The following is an 18043-nucleotide window of genomic DNA, read 5'->3' on the forward strand; positions in this document are numbered from 1 at the left end:
CATCCTACTACGTGCATTTCAAAAATCATATATGTTTAATAAAATCATGAATCTCTTCCGCTACAATGCCGGCACACTCTTCTGGTAAATCATTGCCAGCATGAGCCACTAATTTAAAATCAACTTGGGAAATTAATTGTTTATAAGTTTGGCTTTGAAATACAGCATCAGAAGTATCTTGTCCGCCTTGTAAAATTAACACAGGAACTTCAATTAAATGCAATTTATCTTGCAGTAACTCTGCTTTAATTTCTGCTGTCTGCCTTTGAAATAATAACTGACAAGCGGCGGGATATTTTAGTAAATGTTGACGTTGCTTTAGGTCTTGCTCGATTTTTTCGTGCCAACCGAATATTTTAGTGATTGGTCTGATAAATTTGAAAAATTTCACTAATAACGGAGAAAATTCTAATAATTTACGCCGTTGTTGCCAACGTTTTTCTTGTTTCTCAACTTCTACACCTTCTGGTGCTAACAGCACTAAACCTTCTACCTGTTCTGGATATTTCAAAGCATAACTCGCTGCAATCCAACCTCCCAGAGAATGACCTACTAAGTATACTCTTTCCAGTCTTAAGGCTTGCAGTAGTTCCGCGATCGACTCTACTTGTAAATCTATTGAGTGATGAATATTTGGCTTATCAGACTCCCCAAAGCCTATCAAGTCTGGTGCAAAGCAATGGAAATTCTTCGCCAGTTTTTCCATTACAGATGACCACTGACTACTATCGTTCCAAGCACCATGTAACAAAACCACCGGAATACCTTGACCAGCCTCGCTCCAAAATAACAATCCTTGAGAGAGCTTTCTGCGGGAGTTACGTAATAGTGTATCCATCTTATATATAAAAATTACATCATAGTAGATTGTAGTTTTTATATTGGATTTTGTAATTAAAACTCCCAGAGAAAATCTAAAGTATTGTTACGCCAGCGTTGTCAAGCCGTTTAAGTAGTCCTGTAGCTGTCGAGAATGGTCATGAGACATTGGGCCTTTAGGTAAAGCACTCGGAAAAAAAGCTTGGATTTCCATAACTTCTAAAGTATCTTGAATTTCCATTTTTCCTTTAACTTCGGCTTCCACCACAACGCAAATCGAATGAATGCGAGGATCTCTATCTGGTGCAGAATAAACACCTACTAAACGTTTAATTTCTACTAATTCCAGTCCTGTTTCCTCTATTAATTCTCGGCGGACTGTATTCGGGATATCTTCTCCCCAGTCCACCATTCCCCCTGGTAATGACCAAAGACCATTATCTCGCCGTCGAATTAAGACAATTCGACCGTCAGGTAATATCGGAATAATACTTGTACCAGTAATAGGATGACGGAAAATAATACCTAATACTGTTTGTCCATAGCGCCATAAACCGCGTGTAGATTGGACAAATGCTGCAAAAAAAGCCAGAACGTTCAAGCTAAAAATTGTGGTGTTATGTTTTTTGATTTCTTGCACTCGCATTTACTCAAATAGCTAATTATTGAGATTTATTTCACACAAAGATGCTTGTGCTTTGAGAGTTGCTTCTTAGAGGTTATTTGAAAAGTATTAGCGAATTTACTTAGTAATTTAATATACGCCTATATCTAGACTACTTGTTGGCAATTGATTGAGAATTTACTTTCATCGATAATTCTTCAGTTAAGTCTTTCCCCAAAAAATTGCTACAAAGCCTGGCTAACTGATAACTATTGACATAGACTAGTCCTATTTGATTGACAAACTAATTCACAAAGACAGGTAACTGGAAACAGGGAACACGAAATAGATTTGTTTGAGTCTCATTTAGGATACTTATACTAAGAAAATCAAGCAAAATACTTGATGGTTTTCAAATATCATCTAATAGTTTTTGTATGATATATCAATTTTAGCACTGAATTAAATAATTTCTTTTGTAGTTCTATATACATTATTTATTTAAGTAGCTGAAGAAATTGGAATATATTAAGATTGTCCTGACGAGATATTTAATTCATAGAACATAGTTAATTTATCTGTTGAAAAACATGGCCAGATTATCTAGCGTTTTCTAGTCTACTAAGATACAAATTTATCTATTGCTATCTGCGTGTATCTGCGTTTATCTGTGGTTAATAATTCTTGGCCGTATTTCATTTAGGATGAAAAATACTATGTACCTAAAGTTACTGTGTAAAGCTGCCCTGCTACTCTAAATCTCAATCTACCATTGGTTGACTCTACTGTGATGCTTCCTTTATAAGATTTTCCAGTAGGGGTTGTAGTTGCGATACTTTTCTTGTTATACTTATACAAGTTCATTAATAAACACAGGTAAAACAAAGCCTAAATAAGCAGTACTTGTGTATTATTTGTATACGAACTGTGTTTATATTGAATAGAAGCCTCTGTTTGCGGGCGTAGTTTAGTGGTAAAACTATAGCCTTCCAAGCTATTAATGCGGGTTCGATTCCCGCCGCCCGCTTAAAAAGCGAAACCCTTGTGAGCTAAGACTTACGAGGGTTTTCTTTATTTATAAGACAGTTCTTTTCGCAGTATTTTTGTACTAAAAATATACAATAGTGACGCACCACAATTGTCTGTGGGGATTGGGTGTGGGGGTGAAAGGGTATGGGGTATAAGGGTTCTGAATACTTACATCCTTATACCCATATAACCATATCTGAAAAATGACAGTTGTGTTTTTATTTAGAACGCGATCGCTAATAAAGTTCTAGAGCAAGCACAAACAGCAAGGATGAAGGCTTTAGCAATGCGGGAAAAGTCTTTAAATTTCCCGATGAGCTGCAATCACTTATTGATTCAGGAAATGACAGAGGTGGAAGTGCAGAACTAAAAAGTTTGCAGGCACAAATCAGGCAGGAACACCAAAAATCATTAGCTTTGCCTTCAGATACAGATAAATTAGCTCGATATGAGCGACACATTTTAAGAGGGCTAAATCAAGCATTAGAGCATTTAGCAACAATCCGCCAGCAACGGCAGAATCAGGATTCTATGGGTTCGTCTGGTTATAAAACAGTTGAGCTAGTTAAATAACAAGTTCAGTAGTTGAGTTGTGGATACTTTTATCTGGGCGACTTAAATGACTATGCTGAGATTGATAAATTCTTCTCGCTTGAATCACAAAGCTTGATTTACAGACAAAAGATGAGGTAGGAATTGAGTGGGTGATCAACTATGCCCAAGCTTTGGCGATCGCAATAGCACTAAAGTCTTAAAAAACCGTTATATTTCGTTGATTTCAATCCCAAGATCGCGTTAATGGCTCAATTGGTATATCTGGATCAATCTCAATCACGGTGATATTGGCATTCTCTACCACAGTATTTCCCATAATGGTATTGTGCATTGCCTCAAATTTCGATTCTTCCTCTGCAATGCGCTCGTAGTGCAGAATTACATGGTAATGCTTGGTAATTGGCTTTCCAGAGTCCGATCGCTCCACGGTGTCCCAAGCTATATTTTGTCGTTCTTCTGCTATTCGGCGATACTCATCGGCTAGTTGTTCTAAGGCGATCGCGATCGCGTGTTCTTTGCTTTGACCGTAGCATTCTAAACTTTCTCTAGGAGAATCGCTCAGAGATGATGATAACTGACAAATATAATGTCCATTGTCTTGAGGCTCCACTGCAATCGTAATAGTTCCAGTGATGTCGGGGTTCACGTCAGTCATCTTAACCACGCTCGAAAAGATTCAGAGGATAAGCTTACGGTTAAATTGTAAGCATAGACGCAACAGTCGATTATCACTAAATATAAAAATCATGATGAATAACAACCGTTTGCCAAACATTCATCCAGGCGAAATCCTACAACTTGAATTTTTAGAACCGTTGAACATTACAGTTTATCGATTAAGCAAAGATATAGGTGTAGCTCAGACACGAATTAGTGAAATTTTATCTGGAAAACGGAGTATTACGGCTGATACAGCTTTGCGTCTAGCCCACTATTTTGGCAACACTGCCCAGTTTTGGTTAAATTTACAGACACAATATGATTTACGTCAAGCCATTGAAGAAAATTCAGAAGTTTACAATCAAATTCCTAAACTTCCTTCTAATGATGTAGCCTAAAATTCATACAAGTCATGAGTTTATTGCTCTATTCGGCTGTTTCACGTTTGCGTTTTTTAATTTCGGCGATCGGTAGGAGCAATATTGTCTCAATCTCTTTTCTACTCTTATCACTAAGCAAAAAATCCGATAATAAATTAATACATATCATATATAATCGGAGCAATTTGTCGATTTCTATAGCTTCATTAGCATATCCCTTCTTTCTAGCAAGCGAACTACTCCACCATTGTGGGTTATTAATTTCATCAAATTCTTCAAACATATAATCATAAAACTCGTATACTCTACCTAGAGGTATAGTCCCATCCATTGTCCAATCATCATCAGCCAATCCTTCACTTTCTCTCCACATCATATTTCCTTCTTGAAATTCCCTACCATATTTATCATCAAATAAATGTACCAACTGTAGTGCCTGAGAATATTTGAGTTTTAATCCAAATTTAAAAGCATTAAGGCGTTGGATAGAAAGATTGGTATCGTGATATCTTTTTGCAAAAACGTCCTCGACTAGAGAAATATAAAAGACTCTTACAGCTAGAGGTGGATAGATATTCTTGAATGCAGTTGATAAATGATGAATCCACTCTAATAGGTTTTGAAAATTACTATTATTTACACCGATACAATTAATTTCTTGAGCTATCATTTTTACATAATGATCTGTCATTTCTGCTTTTTCAAAGGCTAATCGTAAAACATGATGCCAACGCATTTCCCTAATGAATTTAGCCAATCTCGTTAAACTTTCATGTTTGCAAAACCACTGTGCAACCAAATACTCTTGAAACGTTAAGTGCGAAAACGACCAAACTTTCTGCGCCCTCTCAATCAACAACCCATGCTGAGATTCGATCGCCCTCAACACTGCTCGACTATCCCGCAACCTAATTCCCAAAAACTCTGCTATGTAACCCTCAATTTCCACCTGCTCAAATAAAACATACTGCGGCTGCTCAAACTTTTTCACTGCCAGATAACTAAGTAACTCTAGCTTTCGTTCTGGTAATAAATCTCGGTAAATCTCATCTCGCTCAATCTCCCGTGACTTGTCCCACTGCTCTAGTAGTAGCTCTAACCCTTCCTCATAAAGCTTGGAACGCTTTGAGTAGAACTTGCCAGTTTGGTGAAACACAGCACAAGTCAAACTCAGCAAAATTGGTGTAATCGCTAAATCCCGAATCGGTTTATTTGCATCTAGAAAAAGCTGATCTAGAAACTCCTGCGATCGCGCTAATCCTGCTGAGTCATCCCCAATAACTGCCTTAAACCAATGCTCAGAAAAAGATTGCACCTGGGCTTGATTAAAATCTGCTACTTCTACATAATCAAAACGCTCAAAACGCGATTCTTGGCTTTGCGTCCGACAGGTCACAATTACCTGCACCTGCGGATAAGAACGAGCAAACTGCTTAATTTGCTTGGTGATGTTCTTACCATCTTCCCCTGTTACTTCATCTAATCCGTCTAGCAAAACTAATGCTCGACCTTGATAGAAAATCAAATTAATGTCTGTATTTGATAACTGCCAGGACTGCTCAAAATAACGCTCCAGCGAATAGGCAAACTTACGTCCATCCTCTACAAACTCTCGTAATTTAATTAAGGCTGGGATTCGGTGCGCTTGTAAATTGCCAGCGTTGCACTCGGTAACTACTCGTTGCAAATAAGTGGTCTTCCCTGAACCTGGTTTACCCACCACCATGAGATTTGTATTTTTCGCCAGTACCTCTAGTCCTGAAACCCTTTGTCGCTCTTTACCTAAACCAATGCGATCCAAACTGCGATCGCCTGAATATCTCTCCATCCCAGTTGTAAAATCTTGCCACAGGTCATCGAGTTCTGACTTACGGCTACTGCTCAGTTCCTCTAGGATGTTCACATCCACAAACAAATCACCTAAAGGAACCCAGTGATCTACACCCCATAGTGGTATTGTGCTATGTAATCGCTGAATATCATCATGAATGCGCGATCGCACTTGTTGCACCAGTTCATCAACAGACTGCTGATTCTGCTCTTTAAATGGGGCAAATTGACCAGTAGCTTTTAGTTCCTCAAGGAGAGACCGAATTATTTCTCGAATTAATTCTGCGTCTGCGCCTTGGTAAGTGCGTAGGCAAAGCCCACCGAAGGTATCGCCTACGTGAATATCCTGTCCTTGTCCCAGGTTGACTGCATATTTACTTTGTTGAGAGACAATCTGACCAATACCAGTGAGCCATTGTCGCAGAAATGTTATGTCAGTTTCAGTCTGCTGTTTTTTAATGATGCGCTCAAGTATGGCGTTTAATTCTTCAGGGGTGGTCATTTTGATTATGGTTCAAGCAGTCAATTTTTATTTTGGTTGAGATGGCGATCGTAACTGAGTAGCTTCTTTATATTACTGTTGTAAACATTACCTGATTTTATCTTCGCCAAACTTTAATGGTCTGATCTCTTCCTCCGCTAATTAGTGTTTCTCCATCTGGGCTAATTGCAATTGATGTCACACCTCTGCGATGTCGTTCAGGGAAAATTTGAAATTCTTTTTCAGTAATTTTCCACTCTACAATTGTTTCATCATTACTTCCACTCACTAAAGTTTTACCGTCTGGACTAAATACAAGACAAGTAACGGCATCTGAATGTTGTTGGAGAGTCTGAGGGGTTTCTCTAGTATTTAAATACCAAAGTTTAATCTTATTGTCATTGCTGCCACTAGCCAATATTTCTCCATCTGGGCTAAATGTTAGCGTATAAATAGCGTCTCGATGTGCTGTAAGTGTACCTAAACATCTTTTACTATCTATATCCCATAGTTTGATAGTTTTATCGTAGCTACAACTAGCAAGAATTCGTCCGTTTTTTGGGTTAAAAGCAACACAGGTGACTTTATCAGAATGCCCAGATAATTTAGCAATTTCTTCACCACTTTCTACATCCCACAATTTAATATCATGATTATCATTGGCGGCTAATATTTTGTTATTAGGACTAAAAGCGACTGAATCAAAACCAAAAACATCTAAAAAATTACTTAAAAGAGTTTTACCAAATGTATGAAGCGGATTTGATGAACCTAAACGCCAAATGTATATTTGATAGGCTTTACAAGCAGCAATTAATTGAGCATCTGAACTAATGGCTACAGATGTAAACCATAAATCAAAAACGCCTGTTGCAGAAAAGGGAACAGAAATTTCTTGTAGTCTTTCTCGTGTGTTTGTCTGCCAACGTTTAATAACTTGATTGCCACTACTAATAAAATACTCTTGATGAGGACTAAAAGCTAGTTTTAATCCATAACGCATGACAGATTGTTGAGAAAAATCAGTTAAATTTTTGGCTAGTTTATCTATAATCGGAATTCCAGTGGATTGATTTTCCACTTGAGTGTAATCATTCTCTGTTAAACTAGCGACACATCGCCAAGTTACTTTTTGAATGGCTTGAACTAAAGCTTGGATGGCTTGTTCATCCCAGGTTTGGTAAATGCGATCGCCTATATGGATGTCTCTACCTTCACCAATGTTGACATTGTATTTACCTAGTTGCGATACGATTTGGCGATCGCCAGTCAAAAGTTTCTGACGTAAAAATGATATATCTTCATCGGTTTGTTGTCCCTGTTCAGCCCGATTCAGAATTTGCTGGAGGTGTTTATCAGGTGTCATTGAATACTTGTGAACAATGTATTAGTAATTTGGTTAATAATCGCGGTTAACTCTTGGGTGAGATATAAAATTGTAAATGTAGCCTGACAAGATTATCAAAGGATAATATCTGTGACACTCAAAATGAGGTAGCCTAGTCAATGGCACGATTTTACGCAGACGAGCAATTTCCATTTCCAGTTTTGCCAACTGAAATTGTTATGCCATATTAACCACTTAAAATTTGCTCAATAACTCCTTGCAATTTTTTCCAGACAATTTCGCCTTTAAATTGTTCCCAAATGCTTCTGGGTTTGTAGAAGTACAACTGCTGCTGGTTTAGTTCGTAAACCACTGGGATTTCATACCAAAGCATATCTACTCTAAAATCAAATGGGTTAGTTGTTTGGATGGCTTTTTTGGTTTCCATATCAAGTTCATCTACTAAGGCGATGGCAAAACAAAAGTGAGTTGGTACTCTGAAATTAAAGAAGCCTTGTCTTGGTGTACCTGGGCTAATTTCTTCTCTAGCCCATACCATTGATTGAGCCGAGAATTGCTGCAAAGTTGTTATTCTTAGGCTGGCAAACTCAGAGAACATAAATAAGGCTTCACTTCGCATTCTAAATCCTGCCTTAAAGTCTTTGATCCTAGCAATATAGTTAAATAATATACCTGTATTTAATACATTTTGACGTATTTCCAAACACCCTTGTTGCCGTAATTTTTGCAAAACCTTTTCAAAATATTGCTCTATGGCTTGACGATTATTACAAGCTTCTATTGTTCTAAAATATTCAGCTTCACTATGTTTCTCTTGACTGGCTCGAATAACTTGAATCAATACCTGAATAGCTTCATCATTGTTTTGATAATAGACTTTATCGCCAATGTGAATGTCCTTACCCTTACCAATACTGACATTATACTTACCTAGTTGTTTCAAGCTTTGGCTATCATCACTTGTAAGCAATTGTCGGAGATATTGGATATCAGCTTCTGTTTGCTTGTTCTCAGCAATGCGTTTGAGAATAGAATTTGTTTTATCCGCAGTATTCATAATTTTTTAATTTGATTTTATTGTTGATTATTAGTGTTAAATGACATATTAACAAAGTGTTCCTGTAAAAGTGAATGAATAAATCGGTATGAGCCACCTACCCGTTGAAGTATAGTTCGTTCAGTAGCATAGTTAAGGAATTTACTATAATTCCAAGGGATATAACCATTGCAGTAAAGAACGAGACGCAGTATGAAATGTTGAATACAAGCAGCACCTCCACTGATTAACCAAAAAATTAAACCAAAACTTATACCTTTTGTATAGCCACTAATTACTCCAATCATTAAACCACTTGCAATTCCAATAACACTCGCATTTACAAAAGAGTTTCGGATTCCCTGATTTGAGTGATTACTTTTTTCTGGACTTAAGGTGGCTGAACCACGAAATGTTATTGTTATTAAAATAGTTTGGATAATTTGTCCAAAGATTAGTCCACTAATGCTTCCAAAATACCAAATTGAAACAATATTTCCTAAATAATAGTTGATTATTGACGAATATATTAGTAAAGAGATTAAAAAGAAATGAGGTAGTATAAAACCGCAAGGCAAGCTCCACGCTAATCTACCCATAAAAGCTAGTCCTGACGAAACTAAAAAAAATTGATTTACTGTAATAGCTAATAAAAATAAAATTGAAATAAGAGTAACCTTTAGTGTACAGTATGTTACTGAAATTAGACATACAATTACTGCAATAGTAATTGATGTTATTGCTATTTTTTACGAGACAATTAACTTTTCAATTGGTTGTATAACATTGATAAAAACTATTATTAATCCCACGCTTACAAGTATAGACAAAAGAAAAAAAGCAAAAAATATTGGTAGGGCTAAACAAAATGCAATTGCTGTGATAGCTATTAATATAGTTATATTTTTAAAAAATTTTACTGGGAAAGCTAACCAATGAAGTAAATCGAAGGATTCATAGTTATAATTAAATGGCAAAATATTAAATGGCAAAAGAATCAAAAAATATAAAACTAATAAGCCAGCCAAAGAGGAGATTTTATAAATAAAAATAATAAAAATCGAAATAGATAAGGGGAGATAAATAATTGAGTTAAAAATGCCCAGTAAATTACTAAATCTACTAAATATAAATTTAATGATTTTTAATAAAAATAGCATTAATGGTTTAATGAAATAACTAAAGGCTAAAGAAAAACTTACTACTAAAATAGCTATAATTAACTGTGGCATTATGTCATTGATTAGCATTATTAACTGAGGAATTTCATTTTTAATGAGTTTTATTTCTAAACCATTATTTATGTGAATACATATTTCAACTATTGATGAAATGATTATAAACAAAATTAAAATATATATATTTTTTTGATTCCCATACAAAGTTTTACTGGGTTGGAGTTGCGCGATTACAAAATCAAACTTAGATTCTTGAGCTAACTGTTGAGCTATCCATGTGAGCCATACTCTAATTTTCTTGCTTTTAGCGTTATTGTCATCGATTAACCTTTTATAAATGTATGTATTCCAAAGATACTGAAGACGTTCTTCTGACGAGTCTATTTTTTGCCATTTTTCAAGAGAAATTTCTTGACAAGTTACAATAGCAAGATTTAAAAATAATGGGATACGAATTAGATCCATCAAAATAGTGTCTTGAATAAGAGTATGTGAATGAGGGAAATTTTGAATCTGTTGTAAGTAGTTTTGAATTTGGTCGTCACTAAGTGGAAGAAGACAAACAGCCCCATTTAGCTTTAGTTTGATTTTGGCATTAATATACTCTTCTTTGCGAGTACATACTATCAAAGATGGTGGTCGATTAACTTCACTCAAAAATATATTAATTCCTCGAATACAGTCCTGATAAAGAGATGATTCCAACTCATCTAAACCATCTAATAAAGGTAGCAGCTTTTGTTCATTCAACCATTGTTCGATAGTTTGAGATGATTGTCCATATTTCATACTAAGTTCTACTATTATCCACTGACGAAAGGGTTGTCGTGGATTTTGCCAAGAGGCTAAATTTAGAAGTACAGGTATCGGTTTTAAATGCTGCTCTTCTGCAAGAGTAACTAGAATTTGTGCTAATTCCAATAAAGTTGTTGTTTTTCCAGAGCCAGGCTCTCCAATAATTAATAATTTACCTCCAATTTCATCATGATTGAATACATCTATAATTTGAGGTTCATCGGAAGTAAATTGATTACTATTAAAACCGATTTTGATATCCAAATTCCAAGGGCAGTTGACTAATTCTGGCTGTAGTTATTTTTTCAAATTAATTGGCTTGGCATTCTCTACAAATAAAGATTTTGTTAAGCGACCTTTAACTTCTTTTTTGACATTATCTAGTAATGACTCTTCCTTTATAGGACGTTGGGTCGCTTTAGTTTCTTGAAAGATATTGCGAACTATTTGCTGAATTGTTGCGGCATCTGCACCTTGGTAAGTGCGATCGCCTAGATGAATATCTCCCCCAGTTATCTGCCCAATGTTAGTGTTAAACTCGCCATTTTGAGATACTAACTGCAATACACCCTCAACTATTTTGAGCGATCGCCGCAGTTTTTCAATATCTGCATCAGTCTGACTTCCTCTAAGGATACGCTCAATAATGTCATTCAAATTATCTTTATCAGCCACACTATTACTCCACACGCAATTTTGATAAACATTTAGTATATAAATAAAATAATCTATAGCTTAATCTTTAATTTTTTCGGGTTATCTCCTTTATTTTGGACTCAATTAACTGTTCCACTTTATTAGCTGCATAGTTATTTGCATTATCGTTATATCTATCAGCTTTAACCCGAATACCTTCCACAACTCCATTGATGCTTTTAACTACAACCTGAAAGCGACCATAAGGTTTTTTGTTATGTCCCCAAGGTGTATCAACCACCTTGTTAAAAACATAAACATATTTATAAACAAAGGATGACCAATTACCGCTTAGAGCATATTCTTGATAGTTATCTTTGTTTTGTTCATTTTCAAGCCTTAAAGCATCCAGGTAAATCTCATAGTGATAAAAACTTCCCGTACCACCTTGCTCACCTTCTTTCCCCTGAAACTTCGCATTATTTAAAGTAGTAATCAATTCTGCGCCTAGAGATTTCGGTTCTGTAGATGTAGATTGTTGCAGTTCTTGAACAATATTGCGAACTATTTGGCGAATTGTTTCGGCATCCGTACCCTGGTAAATGCGATCGCCTATGTGAATTTCCTGTCCTTGTCCCAGATTAACAGCATATTTGCCTTGCTGTGAGACAATCTGACTACCATTACTGAGCCACTGTCGTAGAAGTGAGATATCACTTTCAGTATGCTGGTGTTTCACTATACGCTCTAGTATAGGGTTTAACTCTTCAGGGGATGTCATTAGTTTTAATTAAAATAGTAAATTCTCGTATAGCAATAAAATATTTCATTCCAAAAATCTAGTCAATAATTAAGTTATCTTAACTATTGTAGAAACTATTTTCATAAATTGCTCTAGTTGTTTGATTGCCAACAAATTACCAATTGCGTTCTCTGAGATTTTCTATACCTTCCTCACTTTCAATATTTATTTGAAGATATTGAATAATCTGTCTAGCGAATAATTTGACATGAATATTATCATCTGTTAACCAATGTGAGATTTCTTCAATACGTTTCTTATAAAAATTAGACATCGCCCCTTCTACTACATCAGGAGTAGAGTTTATAGCACAATAAATATATGATTTAATATCCTCATTTTGTGTACGCAAAATAATCTCTCGGCTTAAGTTATAAAATACAACTAAATCTGAATTATATGGTGCGAGTTGCTGTAAGCTCCAGAATATTGCCGGATCTAGTACAGGATATTCTTTTGCTACAAGTTGTCTAATAATATGCCATTCTTCTTTTAACTGAGGTTGACTCCAATCAATGTAGCGATAACTAATGGCGATCACTACCCAAAGAACGGTATCATCTAGTTTGATCCATGACATTATGTATGTTCTAGCTAATTCTTGGTTGCTCAAACGCATTCCAGCTAAAACAAAACCAAGATGGTGTTTTAAACTGTTAGTATTAGTTATTACTTTGTCTATAAAACTTTGAGCTATTTCAGTTTATGTTTCTCCAAGTATCCTCAGTAAATTATTGAGTCCAAAGGTGTTATTTTTGCCGATGCTTAAAGTTTGGTTAGCTATAGTGTCTAATTCTTGGATAAATTTCTCTAGGTTTAATGTTGAAATTGATTGAACATATTCATTAATCTTTTGTTGTTTTTGCTCTTGTGCTTGTTGCCATTTTGTTTCTGCGTGCTTCCCATCGAAATGTTGTAAATTAATTTGATTTTCTTCATCATCTAATCTGTATCTACCAACAAGAAGTCGGTAAAGTTGATAAGTTTTATGGTCTTTCAGGTTCTGTTGTAAAATATCTAGTTCTGCTGACTGATATTTATGAAATTTTTTCGCTTGAATTGACCATTCTGCTAGTTTGTCTAAAATAGGTAATTCTGCATTTTTCATAACAGAGTTTGAGAAGAAATCTGCTGTTTTTGCACAATCAGAACATAATTGATTTCTAGTTTTGGTAGAAACTTGCTCTCTTGAGCTTAAATAAGGTGTTGCTCCATTGCACAGAACTTGAACAATTTGTAGCCTAGTCGGTAAATCTTGTGCCTGCTGATATGCCGTGTATAATATCCCTAAAGAATGTTCACGAATTTGTTTTAAGGTGTCTGATATTATTAGATCGCCCCGGTAAATAACAATACTCCCTACCTGAATTGGATTAATTTCAGCACTATGGAAGTCTATTTTTAACATACACTGAAGTAACGGAAGGCTTAGATGTAGATTGTTGAGACAGTTCTCCTTTAACCAATTTGAAATAAATTCAAGTAATATAAGTTGTACATCATAAGACTTATTTATCTGAAATTCTGCAATTTTTCCTAGTGCCTTTCTTGCTTTATCTCGAACTATCCAATACTCTTGTGTTTCTAGTTTATATGTCAATACAGTTCAGTTAAGGCAACAACTTAGACTGGTGTAGGTTGGGTGGAGGAACGGAACCCAACATTTTCAAGGCTTTGTTGGGTTACGCTATCGCTACACCCAACCTACTATTCTCTTAACTGAACCGTATTACATTATGAGGTTAGTCAGTAAACGGAGCAAACATTTGAACATATTTAAAATTTGACAAAAATTATTGCGTTTGTATTTAGCCATCTGCAATGCAATATGGCAATACTCCTCTGAATCTGCTGTGTGAAAAGCACCTCAATTACAACAGCCATGTCTTTTTAATGTATTAATTACAAACATTGCAATTAATAATACTGTTGATTTCATCAGTACTCACCACATTAATAAATTTTTTGTTCTATTTTAGACAATAAAGTCTTGAATATACTTAAATTATTCTTAAACTTATTTTTTCATGTATATAATATTTATCTAATGTTTATCAATTCCTTCAAGCTGAAGGCGATTTTTTCCAGTATTCCCATGTGGAAATTCAGCAATATTATTGCCCTGTAAATCCCACAAGCGTATAGTTTTATTTTCACTGGTAGTAGCGATGAGTTTACCATTGGAGCTAAATGCTAAGTTTGTAACTTGGCCTTCAGGACTGTTGAAAGTTGTTAGCTCCTGACCTTGTAAATTCCACAAGCGTATAGTTTTATCTTCACTGGTAGTAGCAATGAGTTTACTATTAGGGCTAAACACTAAGTTTGTAACTTGGCCTTCAGGACTGTTGAAAGTTGTTAGCTCCTGACCTTGTAAATTCCACAAGCGTATAGTTTTATCTCCACTTGTAGTAGTGATGAGTTTACTATCAGGGCTAAACATTAAGTTTGTAATTTGGCCTCCAGGACTGTTGAAAGTTGTTAGCTCTTGACCTTGTAAATTCCACAAGCGTATAGTTTTATCTCCACTTGTAGTAGTGATGAGTTGACCATCAGGGCTAAACACTAAGTCTGTAACTTGGCCTTCAGGACTGTTGAAAGTTGTTAGCTCTTGACCTTGTAAATTCCACAAGCGTATAGTTTTATTTTTACTAATTGTAGCGATGAATTTACTATCAGGACTAAATAACGCGATGTGCAACTTATTCTTGAAACCCCTCTCCAAACCTCTCCCCGAAGCGGAGAGAGGCTTTGAATCTTGCTCCCCTTCCCTACAAGGGAAGGGGTTGGGGGTTAGGTTTGAGAGAAAGTTGCACACGGCGTTAAATACTATACTCTTATTTCCATCCACATGACCAAAATCTGCCAGCTTTTCACCTTCAATATTCCACAATCTTGCTGTTCCGTCTTTAAAAGTGATAACAGCGAGTTTTTTATCAGGACTGAATGTAATACCAGTAAAATCTTTTAATTGAGATTGGAAGTGGGATTGGAAGAATTTAGGGCTAGTAGTCCAAGAATATAAGAATGAAAGGAAGATACCAATACCAAAACTAAAACTAAATGTAAATAATTTGCTTCTGCGGCGAGTTCTTATTGTGGCATTGGCATTCTTTAGGATGCTTGCAGCTTCAACAGATCGCAAATACGCAGTCTCTCGCTCCGCTTCCAACCAGTTTGCTAGGCAAGACCAGTTTTGTACAAGAGCCTCATGGATAATCTCAACCTGGGTGTCCTCTAATGTATTGCCTTGTGTTAAGCGTACTAGCCGCGCTTGAACCAACTTATCCAATACCCGATCAACGTCATCGTGTTTTTCCCCTATCTGGTATAGTGTTTTAAACTGGATACGATTACTGGTAACTTCTTGCCCCTTGATAGGTTGAACAATTTGCAGCAGCATACGTTTAACTATCATCTGCTCTTCAGGAATTAACTTCTCGTAAAACTCATCAGCACTACGAGTCAGTGCCTGACGGCCTCCACCCAAAAGTTGATAAGTTTCCCAGGTAACTCGATTGCGCTCTCGGTTATCCCACAACTTCAGCAAAGTAAACTGCAAAAGTGGCAATGCTATTGGTTCGCCCAACACATCCTTAAGCAAAGCCTCAACTAGACCTTCTTCAAATTTCAAACCCACTAACTCAGCAGGTTTTTCAATCGCCTCTCTTAGTTCGCTAACATCTAATGCTGTTATCAGTATCTGAGCCTGTTCAAATAAATCCTGGAACATCGAAACCTGTGCTATTTGACCCTTAAAGTCGGCTTGCATTGTAAGGATGACAATGTTTCGGTTATCTGGCGAGTGAATAAAGTCTATTATGTTTTCTATGAAAGTTTGGCGAACATTCTCATCACGGCATAGCGTGAACACATCCTCGAACTGATCCACGATGAGAACACTGGGTGTATTACCCAAGCCATTGGTTAGTTTGGTTAAATGATTGCGATCTTTGTGAAAGTTCTCTACTTGCTGCTGAAGCCATTCACTATCATTAACACCAAGAGGTTGAGTAATCCGGGCGAGGTTTTCTAATGGATTAACTCCTGGTACTATTGGCGAGTAATAGTGCCAGTTATCGCTACCCGACAGCACACCAGCTTTCAAGCTTGGCAACAGTCCGCCTAAAACGACTGATGACTTACCACTGCCAGAAGAACCGACCACGGCTAATAGACGGTTTTCTTTAAGGTGATTAACCAGTTTCTCTAAAAGACGTTGGCGACCGTAGAAAAGGCTTGACTTTTCCTCTCGAAATGCTTCCAACCCCAAGTAAGGGCATAGCGTGTCATCCAGTTCTGGAGCTAATGTTGGATCAAATTCAGCTAATGTAGCATCAGGTGGTTCGTGTCCAGCACGGTACAATATGGCCGTCCAGTAATCTAATAAACTTTGGCTGGCCCATCGGTCTTCGTCAGTATCGAGTAGCGCACCAGTAGCTCGCCCTTGACAAATAAATGTTTCTATCTCTTTTAGCAACTCAGATGTACTACCACTTTCACGATGGCGTTTCAGGAGTTCACTGTGAGCAGCTCGTAGAGATGCCAACGAAGCAAAGCTGCTTACGGTATTGTCAGAGGTAAGAGAAATACTAAATTCACTCATTCAATCAACCTCAGCACAGATACTAATGGTTCACCAACTATCCGCAAATTCCCGCACAATCGCTTCAGATCCATATCAACTCGAAAGAAGCGATCGCCTGCACGTCGGCGGTAGCTTCGGAAGTATCGTTTGACTTTAACTGGATTTTTTGATGCGATCGCACTATCCAAATTCTCACTATCTTGCTGAAACATTAACGCCCATTCGTCTATGCTGCTGCTGTAGAGTGATTCTGCCATTGCTTTCAGATCAGGCCAAGACAGTTCAAGTTCAAAAATATCTTGTTCAATATTGGCTTCAATCCGGCGTAATTCTAAATCGAGTTCTTGCCAGTCGTTGTGACTGTGAACGAGAATAGTTAAGCTATGTTCTAGGCTGGCCAGAGCCTCAACACCGTCATTGAATTGGCTGGCTTTGTCTGCATCAAGTTCACAATGTGTTAAATTGTCTCGCACGCAAGTTAGTGCTTTCACCAGAGCAGGTAGCCTTAAGACCCGTGCTGCGATATTCAGACTAGTATTAATTCGTGAAGGTTGGATGGCCAGCACTCGGTTGATGAGCCATACAGCCCTTTTGATCTGTCTTGTGTCAAGGTTTTCAATCCCACCGTGTAACTCTTCAGTAGCTTGCACAAGGTCTTTGAGCCAAAGAAGTTCGTTTTTAGCTAGGGTTCCCCGAAGCGCGATTTCTTGTATGTCAGTGACAATTTGCTGAAGTGTTAGCTGATGATCCATGAGGATGTCTAAGGCTGTTTCATCATCTGGAAATCGTTTTGCCTCCTGAACAATACCGCCATAGCATTGGAACTCCAGCGTATGTAACAAGTCATGCAAATCTTTGTAATTGACTAAAACATCGATTTGTTCGCACACAGCTTGAAAATCGGTGCGGAAAGCAAAGACAGCAGCACGCACTTGAGGTACTGCCATTAATTCAGTCAACGCATATAAGCCGCTACGAACAGATTGGCTGTTGTGTCCAAACTTAACTGCTTGCAGTTCGTCTTGGATAATTTTTCTAATTGTTTCAGCATCTGCCCCCTTATAAATGCGATCGCCAATTTGAATACAGCACCTACGGCTGTTATGAGGTACAGTAGCAGCAACTAGCAAACCAGTTTCTTAAATGTTGAGGATTTATTAAGTCGAGTGCAACTGAGATTAGTTTATCAACCATTTCTGTTGTAGTTGGAGCAAAATTGCGTAAAAAAGATTTAAGTTGTGACCACCATAATTCAATTGGATTAAAATCGGGGGAGTATGGGGATAAACAAATAACTTTCGCACC

At 36.9% G+C, this 18043-nt stretch carries 17 protein-coding genes and 1 tRNA gene; 3 read left to right on the plus strand and 15 right to left on the minus strand.

Annotated elements, in window-relative coordinates:
- Nucleotides 1-25: 25 nt before the first annotated feature.
- Together H6G77_RS23225 and H6G77_RS23230 are read right to left on the minus strand one after the other, a co-directional pair.
- Nucleotides 26-838: an alpha/beta fold hydrolase gene (locus H6G77_RS23225; RefSeq protein ID WP_190872846.1), complete on the minus strand. Its 813-nt coding sequence runs from the start codon at nucleotides 836-838 to the stop codon at nucleotides 26-28.
- A gap of 87 nt (nucleotides 839-925) precedes the next feature.
- Nucleotides 926-1420: an NUDIX hydrolase gene (locus H6G77_RS23230; RefSeq protein WP_190676784.1), complete on the minus strand. Its 495-nt coding sequence runs from the start codon at nucleotides 1418-1420 to the stop codon at nucleotides 926-928.
- A gap of 959 nt (nucleotides 1421-2379) precedes the next feature.
- Here H6G77_RS23230 and H6G77_RS23235 point away from each other — a divergent pair.
- Nucleotides 2380-2450, plus strand: a tRNA-Gly gene (locus H6G77_RS23235).
- A gap of 377 nt (nucleotides 2451-2827) precedes the next feature.
- Nucleotides 2828-3025, plus strand: coding sequence for a hypothetical protein (locus H6G77_RS23240; RefSeq protein ID WP_242048755.1), 198 nt, complete (start codon nucleotides 2828-2830; stop codon nucleotides 3023-3025).
- Nucleotides 3026-3230: 205 nt separating this feature from the next.
- On the opposite strand, the gene H6G77_RS23245 is transcribed toward H6G77_RS23240, so the two are convergent.
- Entirely contained in the window at nucleotides 3231-3662 is a 432-nt protein-coding gene (locus H6G77_RS23245; protein WP_190872847.1) for a hypothetical protein, read from the minus strand.
- A 94-nt stretch (nucleotides 3663-3756) separates the two neighbouring features.
- Here H6G77_RS23245 and H6G77_RS23250 point away from each other — a divergent pair, with 94 nt between their 5' ends.
- A complete protein-coding gene (locus H6G77_RS23250) occupies nucleotides 3757-4065 on the plus strand; it encodes a HigA family addiction module antitoxin (protein ID WP_190872855.1) in 309 nt (102 codons plus the stop codon).
- A gap of 28 nt (nucleotides 4066-4093) precedes the next feature.
- Here H6G77_RS23250 and H6G77_RS23255 read toward each other — a convergent pair whose 3' ends face one another.
- The 12 genes from H6G77_RS23255 to H6G77_RS36660 all read right to left on the minus strand — a co-directional run bounded on the left by H6G77_RS23255 (nucleotide 4094) and on the right by H6G77_RS36660 (nucleotide 18031).
- A complete protein-coding gene (locus H6G77_RS23255) occupies nucleotides 4094-6379 on the minus strand; it encodes an NACHT domain-containing protein (RefSeq protein WP_190872848.1) in 2286 nt (761 codons plus the stop codon).
- Nucleotides 6380-6476: 97 nt separating this feature from the next.
- The gene (locus tag H6G77_RS23260; RefSeq protein WP_190872849.1) at nucleotides 6477-7724 is read right to left on the minus strand and encodes a WD40 repeat domain-containing protein; all 1248 of its coding nucleotides are present in this window, start codon (nucleotides 7722-7724) and stop codon (nucleotides 6477-6479) included.
- Between the two features lie 208 nt (nucleotides 7725-7932).
- A complete protein-coding gene (locus H6G77_RS23265) occupies nucleotides 7933-8763 on the minus strand; it encodes a hypothetical protein (RefSeq protein ID WP_190595193.1) in 831 nt (276 codons plus the stop codon).
- 17 nt (nucleotides 8764-8780) lie between these two features.
- The gene (locus tag H6G77_RS23270) at nucleotides 8781-9341 is read right to left on the minus strand and encodes a hypothetical protein (RefSeq protein WP_190595194.1); all 561 of its coding nucleotides are present in this window, start codon (nucleotides 9339-9341) and stop codon (nucleotides 8781-8783) included.
- A gap of 150 nt (nucleotides 9342-9491) precedes the next feature.
- The gene (locus tag H6G77_RS23275; RefSeq protein ID WP_190872850.1) at nucleotides 9492-10979 is read right to left on the minus strand and encodes an NACHT domain-containing NTPase; all 1488 of its coding nucleotides are present in this window, start codon (nucleotides 10977-10979) and stop codon (nucleotides 9492-9494) included.
- Between the two features lie 33 nt (nucleotides 10980-11012).
- Entirely contained in the window at nucleotides 11013-11390 is a 378-nt protein-coding gene (locus tag H6G77_RS23280) for a hypothetical protein (protein WP_190872851.1), read from the minus strand.
- A 67-nt stretch (nucleotides 11391-11457) separates the two neighbouring features.
- The gene (locus H6G77_RS23285; protein ID WP_190595196.1) at nucleotides 11458-12132 is read right to left on the minus strand and encodes a hypothetical protein; all 675 of its coding nucleotides are present in this window, start codon (nucleotides 12130-12132) and stop codon (nucleotides 11458-11460) included.
- 136 nt (nucleotides 12133-12268) lie between these two features.
- Nucleotides 12269-12733, minus strand: a complete 465-nt coding sequence (locus H6G77_RS23290; protein WP_190595197.1) for a hypothetical protein — start codon at nucleotides 12731-12733, stop codon at nucleotides 12269-12271.
- Between the two features lie 123 nt (nucleotides 12734-12856).
- Nucleotides 12857-13753 (minus strand): hypothetical protein, encoded by an 897-nt coding sequence (locus H6G77_RS23295; protein WP_190595198.1) that lies wholly within the window; start codon nucleotides 13751-13753, stop codon nucleotides 12857-12859.
- Between the two features lie 444 nt (nucleotides 13754-14197).
- Nucleotides 14198-16756 carry a WD40 repeat domain-containing protein gene (locus tag H6G77_RS23300; protein ID WP_190872852.1) on the minus strand — a complete coding sequence of 853 codons (2559 nt, stop codon included), beginning with the start codon at nucleotides 16754-16756 and terminating at the stop codon, nucleotides 14198-14200.
- A complete protein-coding gene (locus tag H6G77_RS23305; protein WP_190872853.1) occupies nucleotides 16753-17868 on the minus strand; it encodes a hypothetical protein in 1116 nt (371 codons plus the stop codon). Before H6G77_RS23305 ends, H6G77_RS23300 begins: the two co-directional genes overlap by 4 nt.
- Nucleotides 17840-18031 (minus strand): hypothetical protein, encoded by a 192-nt coding sequence (locus tag H6G77_RS36660; protein ID WP_396020684.1) that lies wholly within the window; start codon nucleotides 18029-18031, stop codon nucleotides 17840-17842. Before H6G77_RS36660 ends, H6G77_RS23305 begins: the two co-directional genes overlap by 29 nt.
- Nucleotides 18032-18043: the final 12 nt, after the last annotated feature.

The organism is Aulosira sp. FACHB-615, assembly GCF_014698045.1.
Classification (GTDB): Bacteria; Cyanobacteriota; Cyanobacteriia; order Cyanobacteriales; family Nostocaceae; genus Nostoc_B.

Bases quoted from the DNA above. Each gene is read 5' to 3' on its own strand.
- H6G77_RS23285 (WP_190595196.1), bottom strand. From the start codon at position 12,132: ATGACATCCCCTGAAGAGTTAAACCCTATACTAGAGCGTATAGTGAAA.
- H6G77_RS23245 (WP_190872847.1), bottom strand. From the start codon at position 3,662: ATGACTGACGTGAACCCCGACATCACTGGAACTATTACGATTGCAGTG.
- H6G77_RS23300 (WP_190872852.1), bottom strand. From the start codon at position 16,756: ATGAGTGAATTTAGTATTTCTCTTACCTCTGACAATACCGTAAGCAGC.
- H6G77_RS23270 (WP_190595194.1), bottom strand. From the start codon at position 9,341: ATGGGTAGATTAGCGTGGAGCTTGCCTTGCGGTTTTATACTACCTCAT.
- H6G77_RS23265 (WP_190595193.1), bottom strand. From the start codon at position 8,763: ATGAATACTGCGGATAAAACAAATTCTATTCTCAAACGCATTGCTGAG.
- H6G77_RS23290 (WP_190595197.1), bottom strand. From the start codon at position 12,733: ATGTCATGGATCAAACTAGATGATACCGTTCTTTGGGTAGTGATCGCC.
- H6G77_RS23250 (WP_190872855.1), top strand. From the start codon at position 3,757: ATGAATAACAACCGTTTGCCAAACATTCATCCAGGCGAAATCCTACAA.
- H6G77_RS23260 (WP_190872849.1), bottom strand. From the start codon at position 7,724: ATGACACCTGATAAACACCTCCAGCAAATTCTGAATCGGGCTGAACAG.
- H6G77_RS23255 (WP_190872848.1), bottom strand. From the start codon at position 6,379: ATGACCACCCCTGAAGAATTAAACGCCATACTTGAGCGCATCATTAAA.
- H6G77_RS23225 (WP_190872846.1), bottom strand. From the start codon at position 838: ATGGATACACTATTACGTAACTCCCGCAGAAAGCTCTCTCAAGGATTG.